We start from the raw sequence: 19,709 nt of genomic DNA on the forward strand, positions 1-19,709 counted from the left end.
ACAACAGTTTCAGCATAGAAAGTTCCCCTAACGATATCCCTCATCAATAAGTAGCAGAATCAACTTACTTCAAACTTCCGGCCTCTTGTTGGATTACCTTTGCGGAGAGCTCGTTTCCAACCTTACATGCTTCATCGAACGAATCACCCTTTAACAGCCCAGCAATTACTCCACCACAGTGGGTATCACCAGCGCCGATTGTGTTGACAATATTTTCGACCTTGTTGCTTCCAATAATTCTTCCGCCATGATCGTCATATAGATACGTACCCTTCGCACCAAGAGTGACCAGCACTGGCTCAGTAGTTTGATTGAAGATATCACTAGCTTGTTCTTCCAGGCTATCCTTATCGCTAAGAAATCCAATTTCATCTTCATTGGCATTGATAATGACACCCTTTGACATCAGCCGGCTGATAATTTCAGGAGCAATATGGCTAATTCTCGGTGATGCATCGAACAGTATATATGAATCTTCATCACGCTGCTCTAGGTGATCCAATAGCAAATTAGCCGATTCTAGGTCTTCCATTTCGTATCCACTTACATAGAAGTACTTATAGTCAGACAAATCAATCTTAGTAAACCATTTATCCTTCCAATCTTGCTCAATACCTGGAACCGTGATAAAAGACCGCTCCCCGCTTGGTTCAACCAGGCATAAGTCCCAGCCATTATCCTTATGGTCGTCCTCAAGCAAAATCGGAATGTTACTATCATTCATGGCTTTCCGAACTATTTCACTATACTGCCCTTTGCCCACGGGGATAAAAAGATCAGCATATTCGGCACCGATGTAATGCCGAATTGCACCATAGACATTAAAAGCACAACCACCAATGTTGTAGGATTTTAACTTTGCGGTAACATCGCCCCCAGAAGTGGGAATCTGGGCAACATCCATTATTACGTCTACAAAAGCAGCGCCGATAATTAGACTCTTTTTCACCATAATATTCAAGCCTCCTGCTTATTGCGGTTCTTAACAAATAAGGAGAAGATAAACATAACAACAATTGCGGCAATACCTGAAATGAAGACTGCTAAACTGCTGTTATTTTCAAAAATGCCACGAGCAAATGGACCTCGGTATGCTCCATTTGAGGTGAATAGGAACCCAAAGATAGTTGCGATGATCCAAGAAATGATCCCCGGCCAGTTGTAGTGAACAGGAGAATTAGGCTCCATCAATTTAACGTCATAACCATTCTTACGGTAAATAACGCTATCCACTAAGAAAATGGCAACCCATGAAGCAAGGCAGATGCCCAAGAAGTTCAAGAATAATTCAAAGTTGCTTAAAAAGTTACCAGAGATAAACAGAACATAGACAGAGATTAGGATGATAATTACCGCATGTAAAATCAGTGAAGTCTTTTGTGAAACCTCAATCCCAATCGTTGAAAGGTTAATTCGTGCCGAACGGAATGAAACAAGACATTGCGGAATAATACCACCGGCAGCAACTAGGAAGTAAAGAAAGCCAAACCATCCAGGGATAGCACCATACATTACCTGATATGGATCACTGGCGCTGGCTAAACTTGGTGAAATCGTGCTTAGAAGAACCCCACCGGCCATCAAAATGAAGAGTGGTGTTGCCGCACCTAAAGTAGTATTCCAGAAAGTAGCAGATGGTCTCGTGTTAGGACGAACATAGGCACCCCAGTCAGCCGCAGCCATTGACCATGAGATACTTGAACCAGCCGCGATAAATGCAACTGCTGGCAGCCAACCGGTTAGCCAACTGCCCGGCTTCATGGCAAATGCTTCACCCCAGTTTGCATTCACAAGGAACATAATCAACATGACCAAAGTTAGCGCACCGAAGATCCAGCTTAGCCATGTTTGAATTTTAGCCAAAGTGTCTTCCTTAAAAACACCCGATAGAAAGACCAACCCGGCAAAAACAACTAAACAGATAAACTTTGTAAACCCGGTTTGCGGAACATGAATGGTCTTTAGCATTGCAGAGAATAGTAAAGTACCAGTGATTACATTAACAGCAAGCCAACCAACCATGTTTAACCAGGCCATGAAATTAGGAATTTTATTACCATGTGTACCAAAGGCCGCACGACTCATTTTAAAGGTAGTAACCCCTTCACGCTGACCAATCATTGCGACCCATCCTGGAATTGCAAAAGTTAGCGCACCAATCAGTGCTGCCGTAACTGATTGCCAGAACGACAAGTGGTAACTAACAATGATGGCCCCGTAAACGAAACCCATAATACCAATGTTAGCGGCAAACCAGTTATAGAAAAGCTTCCCAGGACTTAGCGTTTTATCTTCTTCCGGGACTTTTACAAAATCGTTATCCATAGTAATTCACCTCATTTTTACTATGCCTTGAACTCAGAAATCTTATCTGCAAATTCATGAATATTATGTTGAGGATTCTTTTCGTCAATTAACTTTTTCCAGTCTTCAGGAATCTTCTTTGCCCCTACTTTTGCACCACAGATTGCGGTTGCCATCGCACCAATCGTATCCGTATCTCCACCTAAGTTAGTGCAGATAAATGCACTCTTTTTGACGTCTTTAGCATAGTAAGCAATTGCCAGGGCTGCTGGAATACTTTCCGAAATGGTGGTTCCAGTACCAACAGTGTTGTAAATTGCCCGACTAAAGGCCTCATTGTCGTCTTTGAACTTATGGGCAATGTCAATTCCGACCTCAAGGCGTTCCTTATTATGTGCAGCCCATGTGGGGGCACCTAACTTAAATCCGGCATCATTTGCCTTTTCAGCAAAGTCAACAATGTCATCCCACGTGTAATCGGCCATTGCGGCAGTTACCGCACCAGCAATCATTGCTGCTCCTGAAATAGCAACGTCACTGGAGTGGGTAATCTTAGTAACCTCATATACCATTTTAATCAGCTTATCGAAATCTTCGGGTTCGTAAAGAGTTCCGATTGGCGAAATTCGCATACCACACCCATTGGTCAAAGCGGTCTTGGTAACTTCAGCCGGGTCCTTACCCTCTTTTACAAGCTTAAGCGCTGCCTTGCTGCTTGGGCCCAGAATATTATTAGTCCATGCGCCAACCGCATCGGCCCACTTCATAATGTGTTTGACCAGTACCCGTGTATCTGGTTCCCAGTTTGTCTCGATGAGGGCATCTAAAATTGCAAAGGCCTGGTTAGTATCATCGGTGTATTCACCAGCCTTGAAATTAATGGCAATATCATTATCATCAGTGCCATCTAGAAAAGTTGTGATGTTGCGGCCAAACTTTTCCCTGATCTTTTGAATGGGCCATAATTCAGTCGGCATCCCCATCGAATCACCAATTGCTTGTCCATATAATGCACCTAAAATCTTATCTTTTTCACGCATAATCATTCCCCCTAAATGCCAAGTGTTAAATCAAATTCAGCAAAATTACTGTATGTTACTTTAGCCTTTTCAACGACTCTTCCCTCTTCGTCATGAACGATCCCCTGTGCCTGCAAAAGAGGGTCATGAACGTTGCACTGCAGATTCTTCGCTAGTTCTTCATCCGCAGCAACAGCGGACATCCTTAGCAAGGTTGTCGAAGGAATTATCTTATAATCTTGACGAATAACGGAATATAATGATTGCTTGCTAAAATCATACTTTTCCAAGCCATGGAATTGGTTTAGATTAATACGCGACTCATCAACCGTCATTGGAATTAAAGCATTGTCGCTATTGAACATTCGCAAACGTTTTAAGTAAAGGATTCTATTAACACCATCAGTAATTACCTGTTGATCAAGAATTTTATTGACTGGCGTTGCACCGATCTGGTGAGCATAGTCAGAAAATCCTTTGAAGTTAAAAAGCTTAACTTTCGGTTGGGTCTGGTGGACAAAGGATCCTTTCCCTTGAACCTTTTTAATTAAGTTCATCCGTTGTAAATCCTTTAATGCCTTCTGGACAGTCGAGCGTGTGACGTTAAACTCCTTTGCATAATCTGCTTCAGATGGTAATTTATCACCCACCTCTCGATTATTAAAAATATCGTTCTGAATCGCTAAAACAATTTGTGCACGTAAACTATTGCTAGTTCTTTGTAAATCCATTGAAATTCCATCCTTACTACTTGAGTACTCAAGTACATAATACAACTATGTTCAGTTTTATGCAAGCGCTTTCTAATATGAACCATGACACTACTAAAAGAAAACTAGACTAATAACCAAAGTGGCTTAGTCTAGTTCTTAAAATTCTCTTCTTATCCTTACCGCTTAACAAAGAGCCGAAAGCTATAAATTCCTATGTGCTAATCGGTGCATCTTTTTATTTTTCCTTCTGTACTTACAACGTGTTACAATGCAAATACAGAAAGGGTGATTTTATGACTAAAACATACAGCTTACGCCTTGATGAAAAGACCCGTTCAGACGCTCAGAAAGTATTTGATGGACTCGGAATGGACTTTTCAACTGGTATCAAAGTCTACCTCAAGCAAGTAATCAAAACGAACGGCATTCCGTTTGAGTTAACTAACCAAACTTCTGGTCTTGAGCGGTCACTTGCAGAGTTACATAACGGTAATTACAAATCCTTCAATTCCGTTGATGATCTGTTCAAGGATCTAGATAATGAGGAGGACGATTAAGTTTTGATTATTAATCGAACCCCTGAATTCAAACGCAACTACAAGCGTCTCAAACGAAAGCACTACGGTTTGTATGTCCTCTCTGAACAGCAGAGATCCAATCACGCCCCACACTAATCTTCCCTAGGTTAAACATGCGTATTACTAGATTCCTGCTTATTCAGCCAACAACTGTGCTACTGCTTGCTTAACACTCGTGTTCAGAGATTCGTTGTGATTACGAGCATATAAGGCTAACCTCTTGTGCATTTCAGGTTCTAAACGAACATTAAAAGACCCTGTATAAGCCTTTTCTGGACTTTCATGATGGGCTTCACACATAGCTAGGTAATCATCCACGGCCCCTTCAAAGTCAGATCTAAGTTCTGCTAGGTCTTTACCCTCATACGAAATTAAGCTATTAACATCAATCACATTCCCATATAAAACATTATCTTCCAGTGAAAACTCCACTGTCCCATGATAACCTTTGTATTTTAATAATTGCTGCTTCATAGCTGTTTATCCTCCTTTATCTACTGTAACACCTGCTTCGTTTGATAACTTATTAAGCTTAACCAACTTTTCAATACAAATCTTTCGGCTAATAACATTATATCATTTACGGAACGTGTGTTCGAGATAATCTAAAAAGAAAACGGTAATTCATCACATCCCTAATGGAACGTGTTTCCTTACCGATTCTTAAAATTATTCTCCGATCACCGTTAGAAACCGCTGCAACGCTTCCTGCCAGCTAATAATCTCAAAGCCGGTTTCCTCAGCCTTACTCAAACTCATAATCGAATGCCGTGGCCGGTAAGCCTTCTGCGGATATGCCTCAGATGGCACCGGTGCCACCTCAACATCCTGATCCTTCAAGATCTCCTTGGCAAACTCATACCAGGAACAGCTATTCTCGTTAGAGAGCTGATAGGTCCCAAATGGTTCCTCATGGTCGACCAGGTAGGTCATGAACTCCGCTAAGGTCCGCGTCCAGGTTGGCCGGCCAAATTGATCGTCAACCACCGTCAGCTTGTCATGATCCTTTGCCAACCGCAGCATGGTGTAAACAAAGTTCTTGCCGTACTTGCCAAAGACCCAGGACGTCCGGATGATGTAGTAGTCATCCGTCTTCTCCTTGACGGCCCCACCGCCAGTTTAGCCTTACCATACTCGTTCTTCGGGTTCGTCGGGTCATCAACCTGATACTCGCCTGGGTTGGTACCGTCAAACACATAGTCGGTACTGATGTAAACCAGCTTGGCCCCGACCCGCTTAGCTGCCGTGGCAACGTTGCGCGTGCCATCCTCGTTAACCTGCCAATTGACCTGTTTGCCTTCATCTTCGGCCTTGTCGACCGCCGTGTAGGCTGCACAGTGATAAACTACCGCAGGCTTTAAGGCATCGAACTTTGCGTCAACGGCTTGCTTATCAGTAATATCCATATCTTTAGAGTCAAAGGCATCATAGGCAGCGCCACGTTCATCCAGCAGGTTCCTCAATTCCGTGCCCAGCTGACCATTAGCGCCAGTGATTAAAATCTTCGTCATTATTATTCCCTCCAAAAAAGCCAGGCAACCATCAGCTGCCTGGTTAAATCAACTCTACCTAATTATTGACCATTCTTAGCATACTTCGCTTCGACCGCGGCCTTCTCGTCCTTCCACCAATCTTTATGCGTGGTGTACCAATCAATAGTGTGCTGGAGGCCGGTCTTGAAGTCGGTATATTCTGGCTCCCAACCGAGTTCGGTCCGCAGCTTAGTGGCGTCGATAGCGTAACGTAAATCGTGTCCAGGACGATCCTTGACGTGGTCGTAAGCATCCTTAGGCTGACCCATCAGCTCCAAGATCAGTTCCAGAACTTCCTTGTTGTTCTTCTCGCCGTTGGCTCCAATCAGGTAGGTCTCGCCGATCTTCCCCTTAGTCAGGATGTCCCAGACGGCGCGGGAGTGGTCGTTGGTGTGGATCCAGTCGCGGACGTTCTTCCCAGAGCCGTAGAGCTTTGGCCGGATACCGCTCAGAATATTGGTAATCTGCCGCGGAATAAACTTCTCGATGTGCTGATAAGGCCCATAGTTGTTTGAGCAGTTGGAAATCGTCGCCCGCAGGCCAAAGGAACGGACCCAGGCCCGGACAAGGAGGTCGGAGCTGGCCTTGGATGAGGAGTACGGGCTGGATGGACGGTATGGTGAGTCCGGCGTGAACTTCTCGCCCTTACCTTCACCGTGACCCGGCAGGTCTTCGCGTAATGGCAGGTCGCCATAGACCTCATCGGTGGAGATGTGGTGGTAACGGACGTCATACTTCCGGCAGGCCTGAATCAGGGTGAAGGTCCCTTCGATGTTAGTCTTGATGAACGGCGTTGGGTCGATCAGAGAGTTATCGTTGTGACTCTCGGCGGCGTAGTGGACGACCGCATCGGCCTGGCTGACCAGCTTATCGACCAGGTCCTTGTCGCAGATGTCACCGACAACCAATTCCACCTTGTCCTTCGGCAGGCCAGCAATGTTCGCTGGGTTGCCGGCATAGGTCAGCTTGTCGAGGACGGTGATGTGTTCAACCTCGGGGTGGTTGTTAACCAGGTAATGAACGAAGTTAGAACCAATGAAGCCGCAGCCGCCGGTTACAATAATGTTTTTGAATGCTTTCTTCATGCTGATGCTACTCCTTTAGATTTCACCATAGACAAATGGATTGTTCTTCTCAAATTCCGTAAAGGTTGGCTGTGCGGCGTCCTTTTCGGAAGTGATGGCCTTATCGAATTCAATTGGCCAGTCAATGCCCAATTCTGGTGTCTTAAAGGAGAAGCCACCATCGGCTTCAGCATTGTAGTAATTGTCAACCTTGTAGAGGAAGTTGACATTGTCAGTCAGAGTCAGGAAACCATGAGCAAAGCCACGAGGAACCAGGAGCTGACGGTGGTTGCTGGCGGAAAGGATGTAACCTTCCCACTGTTTGTATGTAGGTGATCCCTTACGAACATCAACAATCACGTCAAGAACGGCCCCAGTTACAACTCGGATCAGCTTCGCCTGGGCCGCCTTGCCGCGTTGAAAGTGGAGTCCCCGCAGAACCCCGGCCCGACTAGACAGGGATTGATTGTCCTGAACGAAGTTGAAGTCGATCCCAGCTTCCTTAAAGTCCCGGTCAGAGTAGGTTTCCTCGAAGAAACCTCGGTTATCACCAAAGACCTTTGGGGTAATAATCTTAACATCCTGAAGTTTCGTATTCTTTACCGTTAATTGCTCTTCGGGTGGGCCGGTTTTTCTTCGATCGACAAAGCGTGCATCTGGTCATCGAAATCGACGACCCCGAAACGCTCGGGATCGTTGACGTGGTAACCGAAGACGGTCGCGCCCTCGATCTTCTTGGCAGCGTCTTGGACCAGCTGCGACAGACCAGCACCGTAATAGATATTATCACCGAGAATCAGGGCTACTGAGTCATCCCCAATGAAGTCCTCACCCAGGATAAAGGCCTCGGCCAGGCCGTTCGGGTGTTTTTGGATTTTGTAGGAAAAGTGCATGCCAATGTCGGAACCGTCACCGAGGAGTTCCTCGAATTGGTGAAGGTACTCGGGCGTCGAGATCACCAGGACATCACGGATACCCGCGAGCATCAGTGTCGATAATGGGTAGTAGACCATCGGCTTGTCATAGACCGGGATCAGCTGCTTTGAGGTCCCCCGGGTAATCGGGTACAGTCGCGTCCCAGAGCCACCAGCTAAAATTATTCCCTTCATAATTGCCATCTCCCCCGAAATGTACACTAATTAATGCCGATAGAAATTAAAAATAATACGAGATAAATAATTATCTTTATATTCTTCTTTTATTCTACACCAATTAGTTATACACTTATAGGATTATTGATGATTGGGATAGCATTAATAAAGCAGTTCCTATCAAAAAAACAGCTCATGCCAAATTCCAGACACGAGCTGCTTAAAAACTTACTCTATTTTTTCATCAGTACTTTTTGACGAAGAACCTGATTTTCTTCCATAAGAAAATCCTCCTATACTGAATCTGATGCTTTTCAGTATAGGAGGATCGGTCGGCCGTGCCTAGACGTGGTGTTATCGACTACTTACTTTACTCCTCACTTGTTAGAGCGTTTCAGATTCATAATCCACCTTGCAAATTTTCCCTCTAGCATTAACTTAGTGTTGGGATCTTTAACCTTCTCTTCAAGTGTTGAGAAAAGATCAACCAAATCATATGACTTATTAATAATATATTTCGGATCAATTGCATTTAATAGCTTATCCTTAAGAGAGCTATCTAACTTCAGATGACTAATATGGGCCGAAATTATATTAATCTCATTTTTGCCTACCTTCTTGGTCCAAAGAGTCTCCTTTATTGCATCAATAATATCATTTCGATTACTATTTATATCTGCAATCCTATTCAGGCTTTCGCGTACCCGTGCAGGATTATAGTTATGCTTTATTGTTGCAATTTCCTCACCAAGAACGGTGAACTTTTTACCCTTAGTATTTCTAATCTTATAAGAAGCCTTAAATGTTGCTGCTCCATCACCCAGCTCACTGTTGCATACCACTATCCCTAACGTGAAACTAGCATTGCTACCAATTTTCGTAGGAGCATCCTCCTCAAATGATATATATAATTTGGAGTCAGTTACGCGCAGATATTTGAGTGTATACGCTTCCCCCGTCTTGGTTATAAGATTGTTAACCATAGCAACAGCTATGTAAAAGACAACTGCATTACTATATATCAACTTATACCTGCGTGACACTATAGCTCTTAGATACGTTTTTTGCTGGTTCCCCTTATCAGAATCGAAGAAGCGATATATTTTAGTATCATCAGCTATGCCATCTCTTAACTTAGCAATGTTATCTAAAATCATATCTTCTTTTCCAAGTTCAACGGCATGCACTGCAAACTTGTTTAAGGAAAAATATGCGTCTAAGAAAACCTCACGTGAATCGTATAGCGTATTAACATCTGCTATTTGTTTTACGCCATTATTATCAACTACGTCAAACTTCATAATGACATCCTTGCCATTCCGTATAAAGTTAATGTCACGTAAGGACGATAGCTTAATAGGAAAATCATATTTCCTGACACTTACTTTGCCAAAGGTCTCGATTGCAGATTTCAATCCTTTAATTTTTGAGACATTTGTATCAACCGGAAATTGACTTTCTATATTTGCCTTAGTAATATCATCTACTCCGATTTCCAATCCATTATTGCTTGAGAGAAGTTTTTTAACATCCTCTGTGGTTGCAGGTTCGGTATTATTATCATAAATAAACTGTTTTTGTACAATAGACATGTTTATCCCTTTCTTTGTCATTTGACAATAAACAAGAGATAATACATAGAGTGTAATTGAAAGAAGTCAGAGTATTTGTTAAAATAAAAACTGTGTAGTGTCGCATACTCTACATACTATCTTTAGGCGTAGCTAGGACTGCCTTCCTAGTTACGCTTTTTGTTTACCTTATTAAAACTATCGGCTTCGTTAAGCTTAAATAATAATGCTTGATCCTTATGGAGATAATCGCCCCGAATCTTGTACATGTAATTCGGGTTCCAGTGCATTAGCTCAACGATTTTCTGCCGTAGCAACTTGTTTCCCCATCGAACTGCAATTGTTTTTCGACTTGGGTTGAAAAACGATGTTTTTTCATTATCGTTTTTGTCAGTTGCTTGCACGGCTAGTTCTTTATCCTTTTCGTTAATCAGCAGTCTTACGTATCTCGGCTTTCCAAGCTGTATAATTGCTGCTTGAGAAAATGATATTCCCGTTTTTGATATCGTAAGTGCAATGTCACCTCCGACAAGAGTAATAACTTTAAATCCCTCCAGGCTCATAGTCTCACTTCCTTTCTTTTCTTAATTATACTACTGTTTGCTAATTATTCAAATTACGTTTATTTTTTGTTCCTAACTAGTAATTATTCTAGCTTGTCTTCTGCAGCTATCGATCATTGTATTTCGTATATTGCTATTACCCAGTAAATTAAAAAGCTCTAGCTTGGTTTTCTTGCCAAACTGGAGCTTTTTGACGCTCTTAAATCGTATAACTATCGTTCTCTACTCGCCCTAATATGTTCAAGTTAGATTCTCAATTTTAGCAAAAAGTTCAAAGCAATATCAAATCACTCTGAACCGTAAGCAGTCAATAACGATACGTATTGTCCACACCGGTTATAAAATGTTGGAAAACACCAATATTTAAAATTGGTTGTCAAGGGCTTTTTGCCATGGGCAAAAGAAGTCCAAACCCAATGTCATATTTAAAATGAGCAAGCGCCCTGCGTAACATCAAAACTGATATGTTATGCAGAGCACTTTTTTCAATACGTGTTGTTATTCGGTACTTACCAGGCAACCATCAGCTGCCTGGGGCTCATTTAAACTCCTTATCAACTGCCGTCAAGGCAGCGTGTAATACCTGGTCCATGTTGTAGTAACGATACTGACCCAGACGACCACCAAACAGTACATTTGGCGTCTGTTCGTTAGCTAGTTTAGCATATTTCTTATACAGTTCATTATTTTGTTGATTGTTAACCGGGTAATAAGGCTCATCGCCCCGGTGCCAGTCAGCTGGATACTCATGAGTAATGATCGTCTTGTCCTTGTCACCCTTGCCAAACTCGAAGTGCTTATGCTCAATGATCCGGGTGAACGGCGTCTCCGCATCCGTGTAGTTGATAACCGCGTTTCCCTGGTAGTTACCAATATTCTTCTCCTCGGTCTCAAACTTCAAACTCCGATACTGAAGTTCACCGAGCTGGTAGCCAAAGAATTGGTCGATCATTCCGGTAAAGACGACCCGTGGATATTCTCGCAGGTATTCGTCCTTCTTATTAAAGAAGTCCACACCTGTTTCCACATCGATCAGATCACTAGCCAGCATCTTCTCCACAATCTGGGTATAGCCACCGATTGGAATCCCCTGATAAGAGTCATTAAAGTAATTATTATCATAGGTCAGGCGAACCGGGAGTCGACGAATGATGAAGGCGGGCAGCTCCGTAGCCTTTCTCCCCCACTGCTTCTCGGTATAGCCCTTGATCAGCTTCTCGTAAATATCACGACCAATCAGTGAGATCGCCTGTTCCTCCAGGTTCCGGGGTTCCTTACCGGCCATCTCCTGACGTTGTTCGTTGATCTTATCTAGCGCTTCCTGTGGTGTCCGAACACCCCACATTTCGCTGAAGGTGTTCATGTTGAAGGGCAGGTTGTACATCTGCCCCTTATAATTAGCCACCGGACTGTTGGTGTAACGGTTGAATTCCGCAAACTGGTTGATGTAGTCCCAGATCTCCTTGTTAGAGGTATGAAAGATGTGAGCCCCATACTGGTGAACCTGGATGCCATCAACTTCCTTGGTGTAGATGTTACCGGCGATGTGGTCACGTTTCTCGATCACCTTGACCCGCTTGCCACGCTTAGCGGCTTCATAGGCAAAGGTGGCACCGAAAAGACCGGCACCGACTACTAAATAATCAAATTTCATAATTTCCTCCTCATAGTAATTACTTTATTTTTATATCTATATGAAAAATACTCTTTATTTTATTCCACTCTGACATCGCTATCAATGCAATAACAACAATACCGAAAATTATTGTTAAAATATTGGATGAAGTCACCAATACTATTGCTGAATATCCAAAGAATACAAGATGAAGAAAAATAATATTTTTTATGTTAAAACTAATTCTTCCATTAACATATAGATGATAATATCGAACCGCTAAAACGACTAAGAAAGAAATAGCATTTGCCAAAGCAGCTCCATATATTCCAAATAATTTAATAAACACAAGACTTGCAACAATGTTAACAATAGCACCATAGACAGTAGTTATGAATATTTCTCCGGTTTTTTTAGTTGCAGTATATATTGTTCCCAAGAAGCCAGATATACTTGAATAAATTAAAGACCATAAAACAAGTGGTGTTATTCTCCAAGCTGAATAGTACGAAGGGTCTATCAATATTTTGAAAAAAGGTCTTATAAACATAAGTATTAATATAGAGCCTATAAGTAGAATATACGTAAATACGTTAAATACATTGGTTATAAATTCTCTGGCATTCTTGTTGTCATATTCTTCAACTGCAGAAATTTGCCAAGACTGATAAAAAATATTAGTTAAAATCGTTACTGCATTAGGTATCTTATTTGCCATGGCATATAACCCATTAGCACTAACCCCTACCATTGCCAAGATAAATAATCGATCAGAGGTAGAGTTTATCCACCACGATAAGGAATTGGGTATCAGTGGAAGGCTATATATAAACATTCGTACAGTAACAGATCGATTAAAATAACGAAGGTTAATATCTTTCCTTATTCCAGTAGTTAAAAGATACAAACTCCCAATAAGAAGGCCAACAATCATGGAAATAACATAACCAGCTACACCCATTTTCCAAAAGTATAATAGCACTACATTCATGCCAGCCATAATAAATGTGTTAATTACACCAGCTATTGCAAATGGCTTTGAATACCCTATAGCTCTGACATAGTTAGAAATAAGGGAGTAAAAAATAGTACATACTAACAAAAAACAATCAAGGACTAAACAGTATCCCTTAAAAAAACTAAATAAATTTAAAACAAAACCTAATAACAATATGACAATTGACGATAATAGTGTTATTACTAATCCCGAGTTAAGAACAACCTTCTTATTTTCGCTCTTGTCCATTGCAAATCGGAAAACTGCATCATATATCTCTAAACTCACTAATGGTGACAGAAGAGAAATAATTGTTGTAATTATATCAGTTTTCCCAAACTCGGATGTTGTTAATGTAAATGAATATAATGGAACCATTATAAACTGCATTAACTTACTGCCTAAATTACCAATTGCAAAAATAATAGAGTTATTAAATAATTTTTTGTATTTATTCATGCTCAATTACTAAAGACCTGTTCTCTAATATCCATTAAATATTTTGATTTAATATCCAACGTGCTTATTTTTTCTAAATTACAAAGGCTTTCTATTTTTTCTTTTAAAATTTTATTATCAAAAGAATCCACAAAATCAACATAGTTTAAGTCTTTAATCCACTGATATGTCCCTACAATCTTATCATCCATTGATTTTGTTACTATACACGGCGTCCCTGTAATCGCGGATAGAACCATCCCATGCATCCTATCCGTAACGACAATTTTGCTTCGACGAAACTGATTCATAAGTGAACGCACTTCTAACACTCGGTCGATATTATTACTAATTTGTCTAGCTACATAAGTATCATATATAAACATTTCCTTATCTATTTTACTTATACAGTCTATTACTTCATGAGGTGATAACAAAATACTCTCCTCGTCACTGCGAAGACAGGTAGTTATAAAATTTCTTCTCCCCTTAATCTTATTATTTGGATTATACAAGTAAAAGACTATATCTGGAATCAATTTAACATGGGCATTACCAAAATTTGATTTCATAAAATCGAATGTCTTCTTTTCCCTAGCAAATAAGATAAGATCTTCATGGGAATTATATATTTTTCTAGAACGTGCTAGTTGTCTCCTCCCCTGGTTTGAATCACTGAAGAATGCCGTCTGCGTCATGGAAATTATTTTATTATTAGGGAAATTTTTCACAATACATAACCGTTGTCTTTCAGCAGTTAAGTATAAATCTCCCATATTTCCGCCTCCATGTATAAAAATCAGGTCATGCGGAGATATAACTTCTTTAATGGCATGAATACCACTATATATTTCATCGTCATTTATAGTAACAATCTTATAATCACTAAATTGATCTTCTAACATTTTTAATGTTGCAACTGCAATTGCTTGATCACCTATATTTCCATGAGTAGGCAACATCATATAAAAAATTTTTTTTGAATCTCCTAAATTAGATAAACGACTCTTTAGAGGTTGTTTAATCTTAAAATAGTTGCACTTCAATGAAATAATCATTGGCATCAAGAAATCTGTCAAGGACTTAAACATTATCAGAGAGCTCCTTTCTTACTTGATCGCAAAGAGAACAATAGCTATTAAAATCTCTAATTGTTGTTAAATCTCCCTTGAAACTCTTGGTTAAAATAAGTTGCTTAACAAGTCGCTTAATCAAATATAACTTTCGTTCTCCAAAAGACATATTCCATGGCTTCTTACTGCCAATAAAATGAAGTGCTTTAATTGAACTATTCCCCAAGACTGTACTTACATAATAAGGTTCATATAAAGCAAAAACATTATATTTTTCATTCATCTCAAGTTTAGGGTTTTTAGACCACTTTGGATATCCCATATGAATTATATCTTGGTCACCAATTCCGCTTTCGCCATATCGATCGATATTCTCTTTCATTATGGTAAATAATCTTTCATCTTCCCCCTTCTGAGGAGTAATAACCATAACACCCGAATTTAACGACTTTTCCCACTCTTCATTCCCGGAATAAGACTTTCCTGCAAACACCGCTGACATATTAGGCTTATCAAATAATTCATCAATATTTTCCTTCACAAAAATATCTGAATCTAGGAATACTAACTTATCAAAATCAGTCATACCAAAGATGTACAATTTTCCAAAGGTTTTATCCCACTGCGATTGATTCACCGTTTTATTATTTTCCGATACTTCTTTAGGCAACTTGATATCTTTAACCTTAATATACTTAATATCCATTTTTTCTAAAACTTCGAGTGTTTTATTACTAACAGCATTTGATACCAATACTACAATTGGTTTTTTACTTCTAACCGCTTTTAGTGATTCAATGAGCGCTAATGTACCTATTAAATAATTATCTGAACCCAAAAAAGTAATATAACTATATTTCATTTTTCTTTTCTTATTATGTTCCTTAGAAATTTATTTTTTAGTTCTCTACGTGCAAAAGAGTTAGTGCATAATAATTTTACCCTATCCGTAGATCGTAAAATTACTGACTTATTACTATACTTTATAATATTAAAGTAATCAACAATATCAGATCTCAACTTTTTCCCTTCAGGTTTTCTCTTAAACGATTCAATGTCGTTAATAGATGGTATTTCCTTCTGGGAGTACATTGCTTGTAAATAGATGCTCGTTACTATTTGGTCAATATTATTCGTATGTGAAATACTTAAATCATTGATTCTGTATCTTAATAATGGTTTGGTGTATACACCATACCTAAATCCATCTACTGCTCCCCTTAAAATAAAATCATAATCCTCACATGCATTTATATCTCTATATCCCTTTAGCCTAAGGAAAATTTCTCTAGTACCTAACCAGGTAGGATGAGGCATGCAATCACCATATTTTAGATATTCCTTTATTCTCTTATCCCTTTGAGGATATCCTGTGATTATCCCACTGTTGTTGCCATCCATATCCATATCAGACACATTTGACGCGACTAAATCCAGATGGTTTCTTTGGAGAAACTTAAGTTCATCCTCTAAACGCGTATTGATAGCTATATCATCCGCATCCATTCTCGCAATATAATCACCATGAGAAGCCTCGATCAACCGATTCAGCGTTTTAGGCAAACCTAAGTTCACAAGATTTCGCATAATTTTAATGCGAGAATCTTTTTTAGTAAACTCTATAATTTTATTGTTATTTTTTGATGCTGGATTATCCAAGCAAACCAAAATCTCTAAGTTAGTATATGTCTGATTCATAATTGAATTAAGAGATTCAATTATCAGTGACAGTGGCTCGTTATATGTCGACATAATAACGCTAATCATAATAGCCCTTCTTATTTAAGATATTTTTTATGCCTAGAGAAATCTCCCTTTAGTCCATCTCGAACTGAAACAATATATAATTTCCATCCTTGAAAGTCAAGATGACGAGTTATCAAAAAGAGCCAGGTATATTGTAAAAATTTCAAAGGAATCTTATAAGCTTGGCCGTAATTTTTATAAATGTATGTATAGTTTCTGGCCAAACAAACCATTCGTAGTTTTGAATCAACGTATGGAGCCGTAAAAAGTCCAAAGCAAATTTTAACCAATGGTAATTTCTGCGATGGATGATAAAACTTAGCTTTCAATAAGGTTACAGGATTTATTCCTTGCTTTTTACATCTCCAATAATGGTCATACTCATCACCCCAAATGAAGAAGTCCTTATTGACATACCCTACTTTTTGCAAGCACTTACTAGATAAAAGCACTCCATTGAAAGGAGTAACAAAATCCATAATGTCTCCCCAAGACTTACAAAGTTCTGAGTATTCAGTAGTTTTTACACCATCTTTTTTGCGAACAGGCCATGAAAGTTTGCTATGATCATCAATATCAATTGAAGCAGGCATTATGTAATCATAACTAATCGAATATGGTAATAGTTCCTTTAAACAATCTTTAGACGGGTAACCATCATCGTCCATCATCCAGTATAAATCCGTCTTTAAATTTTCAAATGCCTCCTGCATTGCCGTAGAAAACCCATAGGAACCCCCACCGTTATGATCACTTGAATAAACGTATATATGAACATTATGGATGTTGCCGACCCTTTCCATTTTGTTAGTTTTTGTTTCTAAAATATTAAGATGAAATCTTTCTTTCAGTAAATTCAATGTACCATCATCTGAACAGTTATCCATAATCAAAATATTGTCCGGTTTAGAAATCTGCTTCAAGAGATGATCTATACAATTCATTAGTTCTTTTTTTCGATTATAGGTCACTACTATAGCTGTTACTGTTTTATCAGTCATCAAAAAAACTCCTCAATTGTTTCTTACCCTTCTCTGTTATAAACTCTGCTCGCTTAATTGCTTCATCTTCGTAAATAGGATTATGCAAGGCCTCTTTAATTTTACTAGCAAGCATTTTTGAATCTCGCGGTCTATACAAATAACCGTACTTTCCTTGCAGTAAAATCTCAGAGGGGCCAACCTGACAATCAGAGGCGATTACTGTGCAACCACACATCAATGCTTCCAGTATTGCCATTGAGAATCCTTCAGAAATCGAAGAATGTATGTATAATTTAGCGTGTTTCATATACTTATAAGGATTCACCTGATTGCCTATTAACATAACATTATCAGTCAAGTTCATATTCTCAACCATTTTCTTCAATCTGCCAATATCTGGGCCATTACCAGCGATTACCATTTTATATTTATCCCTGATTTTAGTCGGTAATAATGAATATCCTTTTAATAAAGTTATGTAATCTTTGGAACGAAAGTCAATTCGAGCGGCCATAAAAAAGTAATTTTTTAACCTAATATCTTCTTCCGAAAGCTTTATTATATGACTAATATCTACAAAATTCGTGCAAACCAAAGAATTTTCTTTACACAAATTTTTGCTAAGAGACATTTTGTAAAAAAGATCTCTTTGAGATTCTGAAATAAAAATTATTTTAGAACATTTCTTTAGCAAATACCAATACAGTCGATATGTTTTAGCATTCGTTAACGCATAAGGATTACAATGGACCCAAGAAAAAAAAGTTTTAGGACTTGTTATATACGAAAACAGAAGCGTAGTAAGTGTATCACTAAAATTTATGACTCTATAATCATTACTTTGAAACTTCTTTCGATATTTATAAGCGATAAATATAGTCTTAAAAAGGCCAACTATATTGCGCTTTATTAAATATTTATTCTGTAAAATAGATACATTTTTAGGTAAAGAATCTATCAAATAGTTATCTTTAGAGTTGTGTACGGGAAATAGTAATATCTCCTTATCTGTGTTTCTTGCTATATTTAAGAATACACTTTCAACCCCACCAGTCTTAAATTGATTTGTTATAAAGACATATTTTTTCATTATTAATACTCCACCTTAATCAGATAAACAAAAATGCCTGTATAAATTAAAATTAGCAGGCATAAATTAACTTTATTTTATGTTAATACGTTTAGAAAGCAGGATAGCACACACAATCGTATACACTATGTAGCTAAATGATATCAATACTTCACCTTTAAATTCAAAGAACACTAAGAAAATAATAATAATGAAGAGGAGAAAACTTCCATTCCTCTTTGTAAAGTTTTTATTTATTACGCTTAGTAATGGCAAAATTGTTGCATAATACAACAGCTCAAAGTATATACCCCCAAATAGTAACGGTCGTAAAAAGCCAACGTCCGTTCCCATGTAGTATCGACCTGCTACGTTATAATATCCATCTCCCCAAAAGAATGTTTTTGCTCCTGGCCAAAAATACATATTGCCCAGGGCTTCCGTAGACTTCGTTGTAAATGTTCCATAATCAAGATAATTAAAGAAGCCTTCAAACATCCATCTAATACTACTTATCTGTTGCAAATAACTTGCATTGGCTACAAACAAAATAACTATTAAAACGGCTGAAAAAATCGAACCAGACAAAATAGCAAATTTTTTATATTTAATTGCTAAATAAACCAATGTAATAACAATAAGTAGAACTGAGGCAAATAACCCCACACGTCCATACATTGCAGTACCTACTAGAGAGATAGTCATCCTCCACACATACTTACTAATGGACTCTTCTTTTCCAATTTTATTAACTATCATAAAGCAACATAACAAGACAGCTGCTGCACACATTAATGTACAACCAAATCCTGAAAAACCTAGCAGCCCAAATCTTGTGTAATAATCTTGACTGTAAAATTCTTCTGCTCGACTGGATACTAATGTACTACTATCTAATATACTCATATAGAAAGAATGGAGCCTTGGTATAAGCAGTACAATTGAACAGATGACATAAGAGTTAATTGCATCAATTAATAAGTTTATATATCTAATGACCGAGTTGCTTAAAATAACAGTTCCGGTCAAGACAAAAATTCTACCCCAACACGTAAGAAGAAGAATAGTATAACTGTAATCCCCAGTACCCTTAAAAAAAGGAATTAAAGCGGAAAAAATTGTCAAAGCAAGAAACAATAGCAAATATAAAAAGTAACGAGAAATATATCCTCTTTCGATTCTTGCACTAAATAATTTATAGAAAAAATAAACGGTAAATAATATGGATACACCGTAAAAAATAATATTTTGGTATACCACTATGCCTCTTAAATAAAAGGGAAAGAGTACATACATTAACCAAAGTACTCTTATAAGCCTAAATTTTTCAGTTTGTTTATTCTCTTTATACAT

General features: G+C 38.8%; 17 protein-coding genes and 3 pseudogenes. 1 reads left to right on the forward strand and 19 read right to left on the reverse strand.

Features of this window, described 5'->3' with window-relative positions:
• Positions 1-64 precede the first annotated feature (64 nt).
• The 4 genes from CK797_RS00680 to CK797_RS00695 are packed head-to-tail and all read right to left on the reverse strand — an operon-like array spanning position 65 to position 4,054.
• On the reverse strand, positions 65-952 hold the full coding sequence (locus tag CK797_RS00680) for a PfkB family carbohydrate kinase (protein ID WP_104687904.1): 888 nt from the start codon (positions 950-952) through the stop codon (positions 65-67).
• Positions 953-957: 5 nt separating this feature from the next.
• A complete protein-coding gene (locus CK797_RS00685) occupies positions 958-2,325 on the reverse strand; it encodes a purine-cytosine permease family protein (RefSeq protein WP_104687905.1) in 1,368 nt (455 codons plus the stop codon).
• 20 nt (positions 2,326-2,345) lie between these two features.
• Entirely contained in the window at positions 2,346-3,344 is a 999-nt protein-coding gene (locus CK797_RS00690; RefSeq protein WP_104687906.1) for an ADP-ribosylglycohydrolase family protein, read from the reverse strand.
• 11 nt (positions 3,345-3,355) lie between these two features.
• Positions 3,356-4,054, reverse strand: coding sequence for a GntR family transcriptional regulator (locus CK797_RS00695; RefSeq protein ID WP_104687907.1), 699 nt, complete (start codon positions 4,052-4,054; stop codon positions 3,356-3,358).
• Between the two features lie 275 nt (positions 4,055-4,329).
• On the opposite strand from CK797_RS00695, the gene CK797_RS00700 reads away from it, so the two are divergent.
• On the forward strand, positions 4,330-4,593 hold the full coding sequence (locus tag CK797_RS00700; RefSeq protein ID WP_104687908.1) for a type II toxin-antitoxin system RelB/DinJ family antitoxin: 264 nt from the start codon (positions 4,330-4,332) through the stop codon (positions 4,591-4,593).
• Between the two features lie 156 nt (positions 4,594-4,749).
• On the opposite strand, the gene CK797_RS00705 is transcribed toward CK797_RS00700, so the two are convergent.
• The 15 genes and pseudogenes from CK797_RS00705 to CK797_RS00775 form a co-directional block, all read right to left on the reverse strand.
• Positions 4,750-5,088, reverse strand: a complete 339-nt coding sequence (locus CK797_RS00705) for a type II toxin-antitoxin system HicB family antitoxin (protein WP_104687909.1) — start codon at positions 5,086-5,088, stop codon at positions 4,750-4,752.
• 195 nt (positions 5,089-5,283) lie between these two features.
• Positions 5,284-6,125: pseudogene (gene rfbD, locus CK797_RS00710) on the reverse strand (dTDP-4-dehydrorhamnose reductase).
• A gap of 62 nt (positions 6,126-6,187) precedes the next feature.
• The gene (rfbB, locus tag CK797_RS00715; protein WP_104687910.1) at positions 6,188-7,231 is read right to left on the reverse strand and encodes a dTDP-glucose 4,6-dehydratase; all 1,044 of its coding nucleotides are present in this window, start codon (positions 7,229-7,231) and stop codon (positions 6,188-6,190) included.
• A 15-nt stretch (positions 7,232-7,246) separates the two neighbouring features.
• A pseudogene (gene rfbC, locus CK797_RS00720) lies at positions 7,247-7,819 on the reverse strand (dTDP-4-dehydrorhamnose 3,5-epimerase); the annotation flags it as partial.
• Positions 7,819-8,319 (reverse strand): annotated as a pseudogene (locus CK797_RS00725) (sugar nucleotidyltransferase); the annotation flags it as partial. The pseudogenes CK797_RS00725 and rfbC, both read right to left, overlap by 1 nt.
• 359 nt (positions 8,320-8,678) lie before the next feature.
• Complete coding sequence (locus CK797_RS00730) at positions 8,679-9,893, reverse strand: hypothetical protein (protein ID WP_104687912.1); 1,215 nt, start codon at positions 9,891-9,893, stop codon at positions 8,679-8,681.
• Positions 9,894-10,039: 146 nt separating this feature from the next.
• Positions 10,040-10,435 carry a hypothetical protein gene (locus tag CK797_RS00735; protein ID WP_104687913.1) on the reverse strand — a complete coding sequence of 132 codons (396 nt, stop codon included), beginning with the start codon at positions 10,433-10,435 and terminating at the stop codon, positions 10,040-10,042.
• A gap of 538 nt (positions 10,436-10,973) precedes the next feature.
• Positions 10,974-12,092, reverse strand: a complete 1,119-nt coding sequence (gene glf, locus CK797_RS00740; RefSeq protein ID WP_104687914.1) for a UDP-galactopyranose mutase — start codon at positions 12,090-12,092, stop codon at positions 10,974-10,976.
• Positions 12,093-12,108: 16 nt separating this feature from the next.
• Complete coding sequence (locus CK797_RS00745; RefSeq protein WP_104687915.1) at positions 12,109-13,506, reverse strand: lipopolysaccharide biosynthesis protein; 1,398 nt, start codon at positions 13,504-13,506, stop codon at positions 12,109-12,111.
• A gap of 2 nt (positions 13,507-13,508) precedes the next feature.
• Positions 13,509-14,576, reverse strand: a complete 1,068-nt coding sequence (locus CK797_RS00750) for a polysaccharide pyruvyl transferase family protein (RefSeq protein WP_104687916.1) — start codon at positions 14,574-14,576, stop codon at positions 13,509-13,511.
• Entirely contained in the window at positions 14,569-15,420 is an 852-nt protein-coding gene (locus CK797_RS00755; RefSeq protein WP_104687917.1) for a glycosyltransferase, read from the reverse strand. Before CK797_RS00755 ends, CK797_RS00750 begins: the two co-directional genes overlap by 8 nt.
• Positions 15,417-16,325, reverse strand: a complete 909-nt coding sequence (locus tag CK797_RS00760; RefSeq protein WP_104687918.1) for a glycosyltransferase — start codon at positions 16,323-16,325, stop codon at positions 15,417-15,419. Before CK797_RS00760 ends, CK797_RS00755 begins: the two co-directional genes overlap by 4 nt.
• Positions 16,326-16,336: 11 nt before the next feature.
• Positions 16,337-17,305 (reverse strand): glycosyltransferase, encoded by a 969-nt coding sequence (locus tag CK797_RS00765; RefSeq protein WP_104687919.1) that lies wholly within the window; start codon positions 17,303-17,305, stop codon positions 16,337-16,339.
• A complete protein-coding gene (locus CK797_RS00770; RefSeq protein WP_104687920.1) occupies positions 17,298-18,377 on the reverse strand; it encodes a glycosyltransferase in 1,080 nt (359 codons plus the stop codon). The genes CK797_RS00765 and CK797_RS00770 overlap by 8 nt, the downstream gene beginning before the upstream one ends.
• A gap of 72 nt (positions 18,378-18,449) precedes the next feature.
• Positions 18,450-19,709, reverse strand: a complete 1,260-nt coding sequence (locus CK797_RS00775) for a hypothetical protein (RefSeq protein WP_104687921.1) — start codon at positions 19,707-19,709, stop codon at positions 18,450-18,452.

This window comes from Limosilactobacillus pontis (genome assembly GCF_002940945.1).
Taxonomy (GTDB): domain Bacteria; phylum Bacillota; class Bacilli; order Lactobacillales; family Lactobacillaceae; genus Limosilactobacillus; species Limosilactobacillus pontis_A.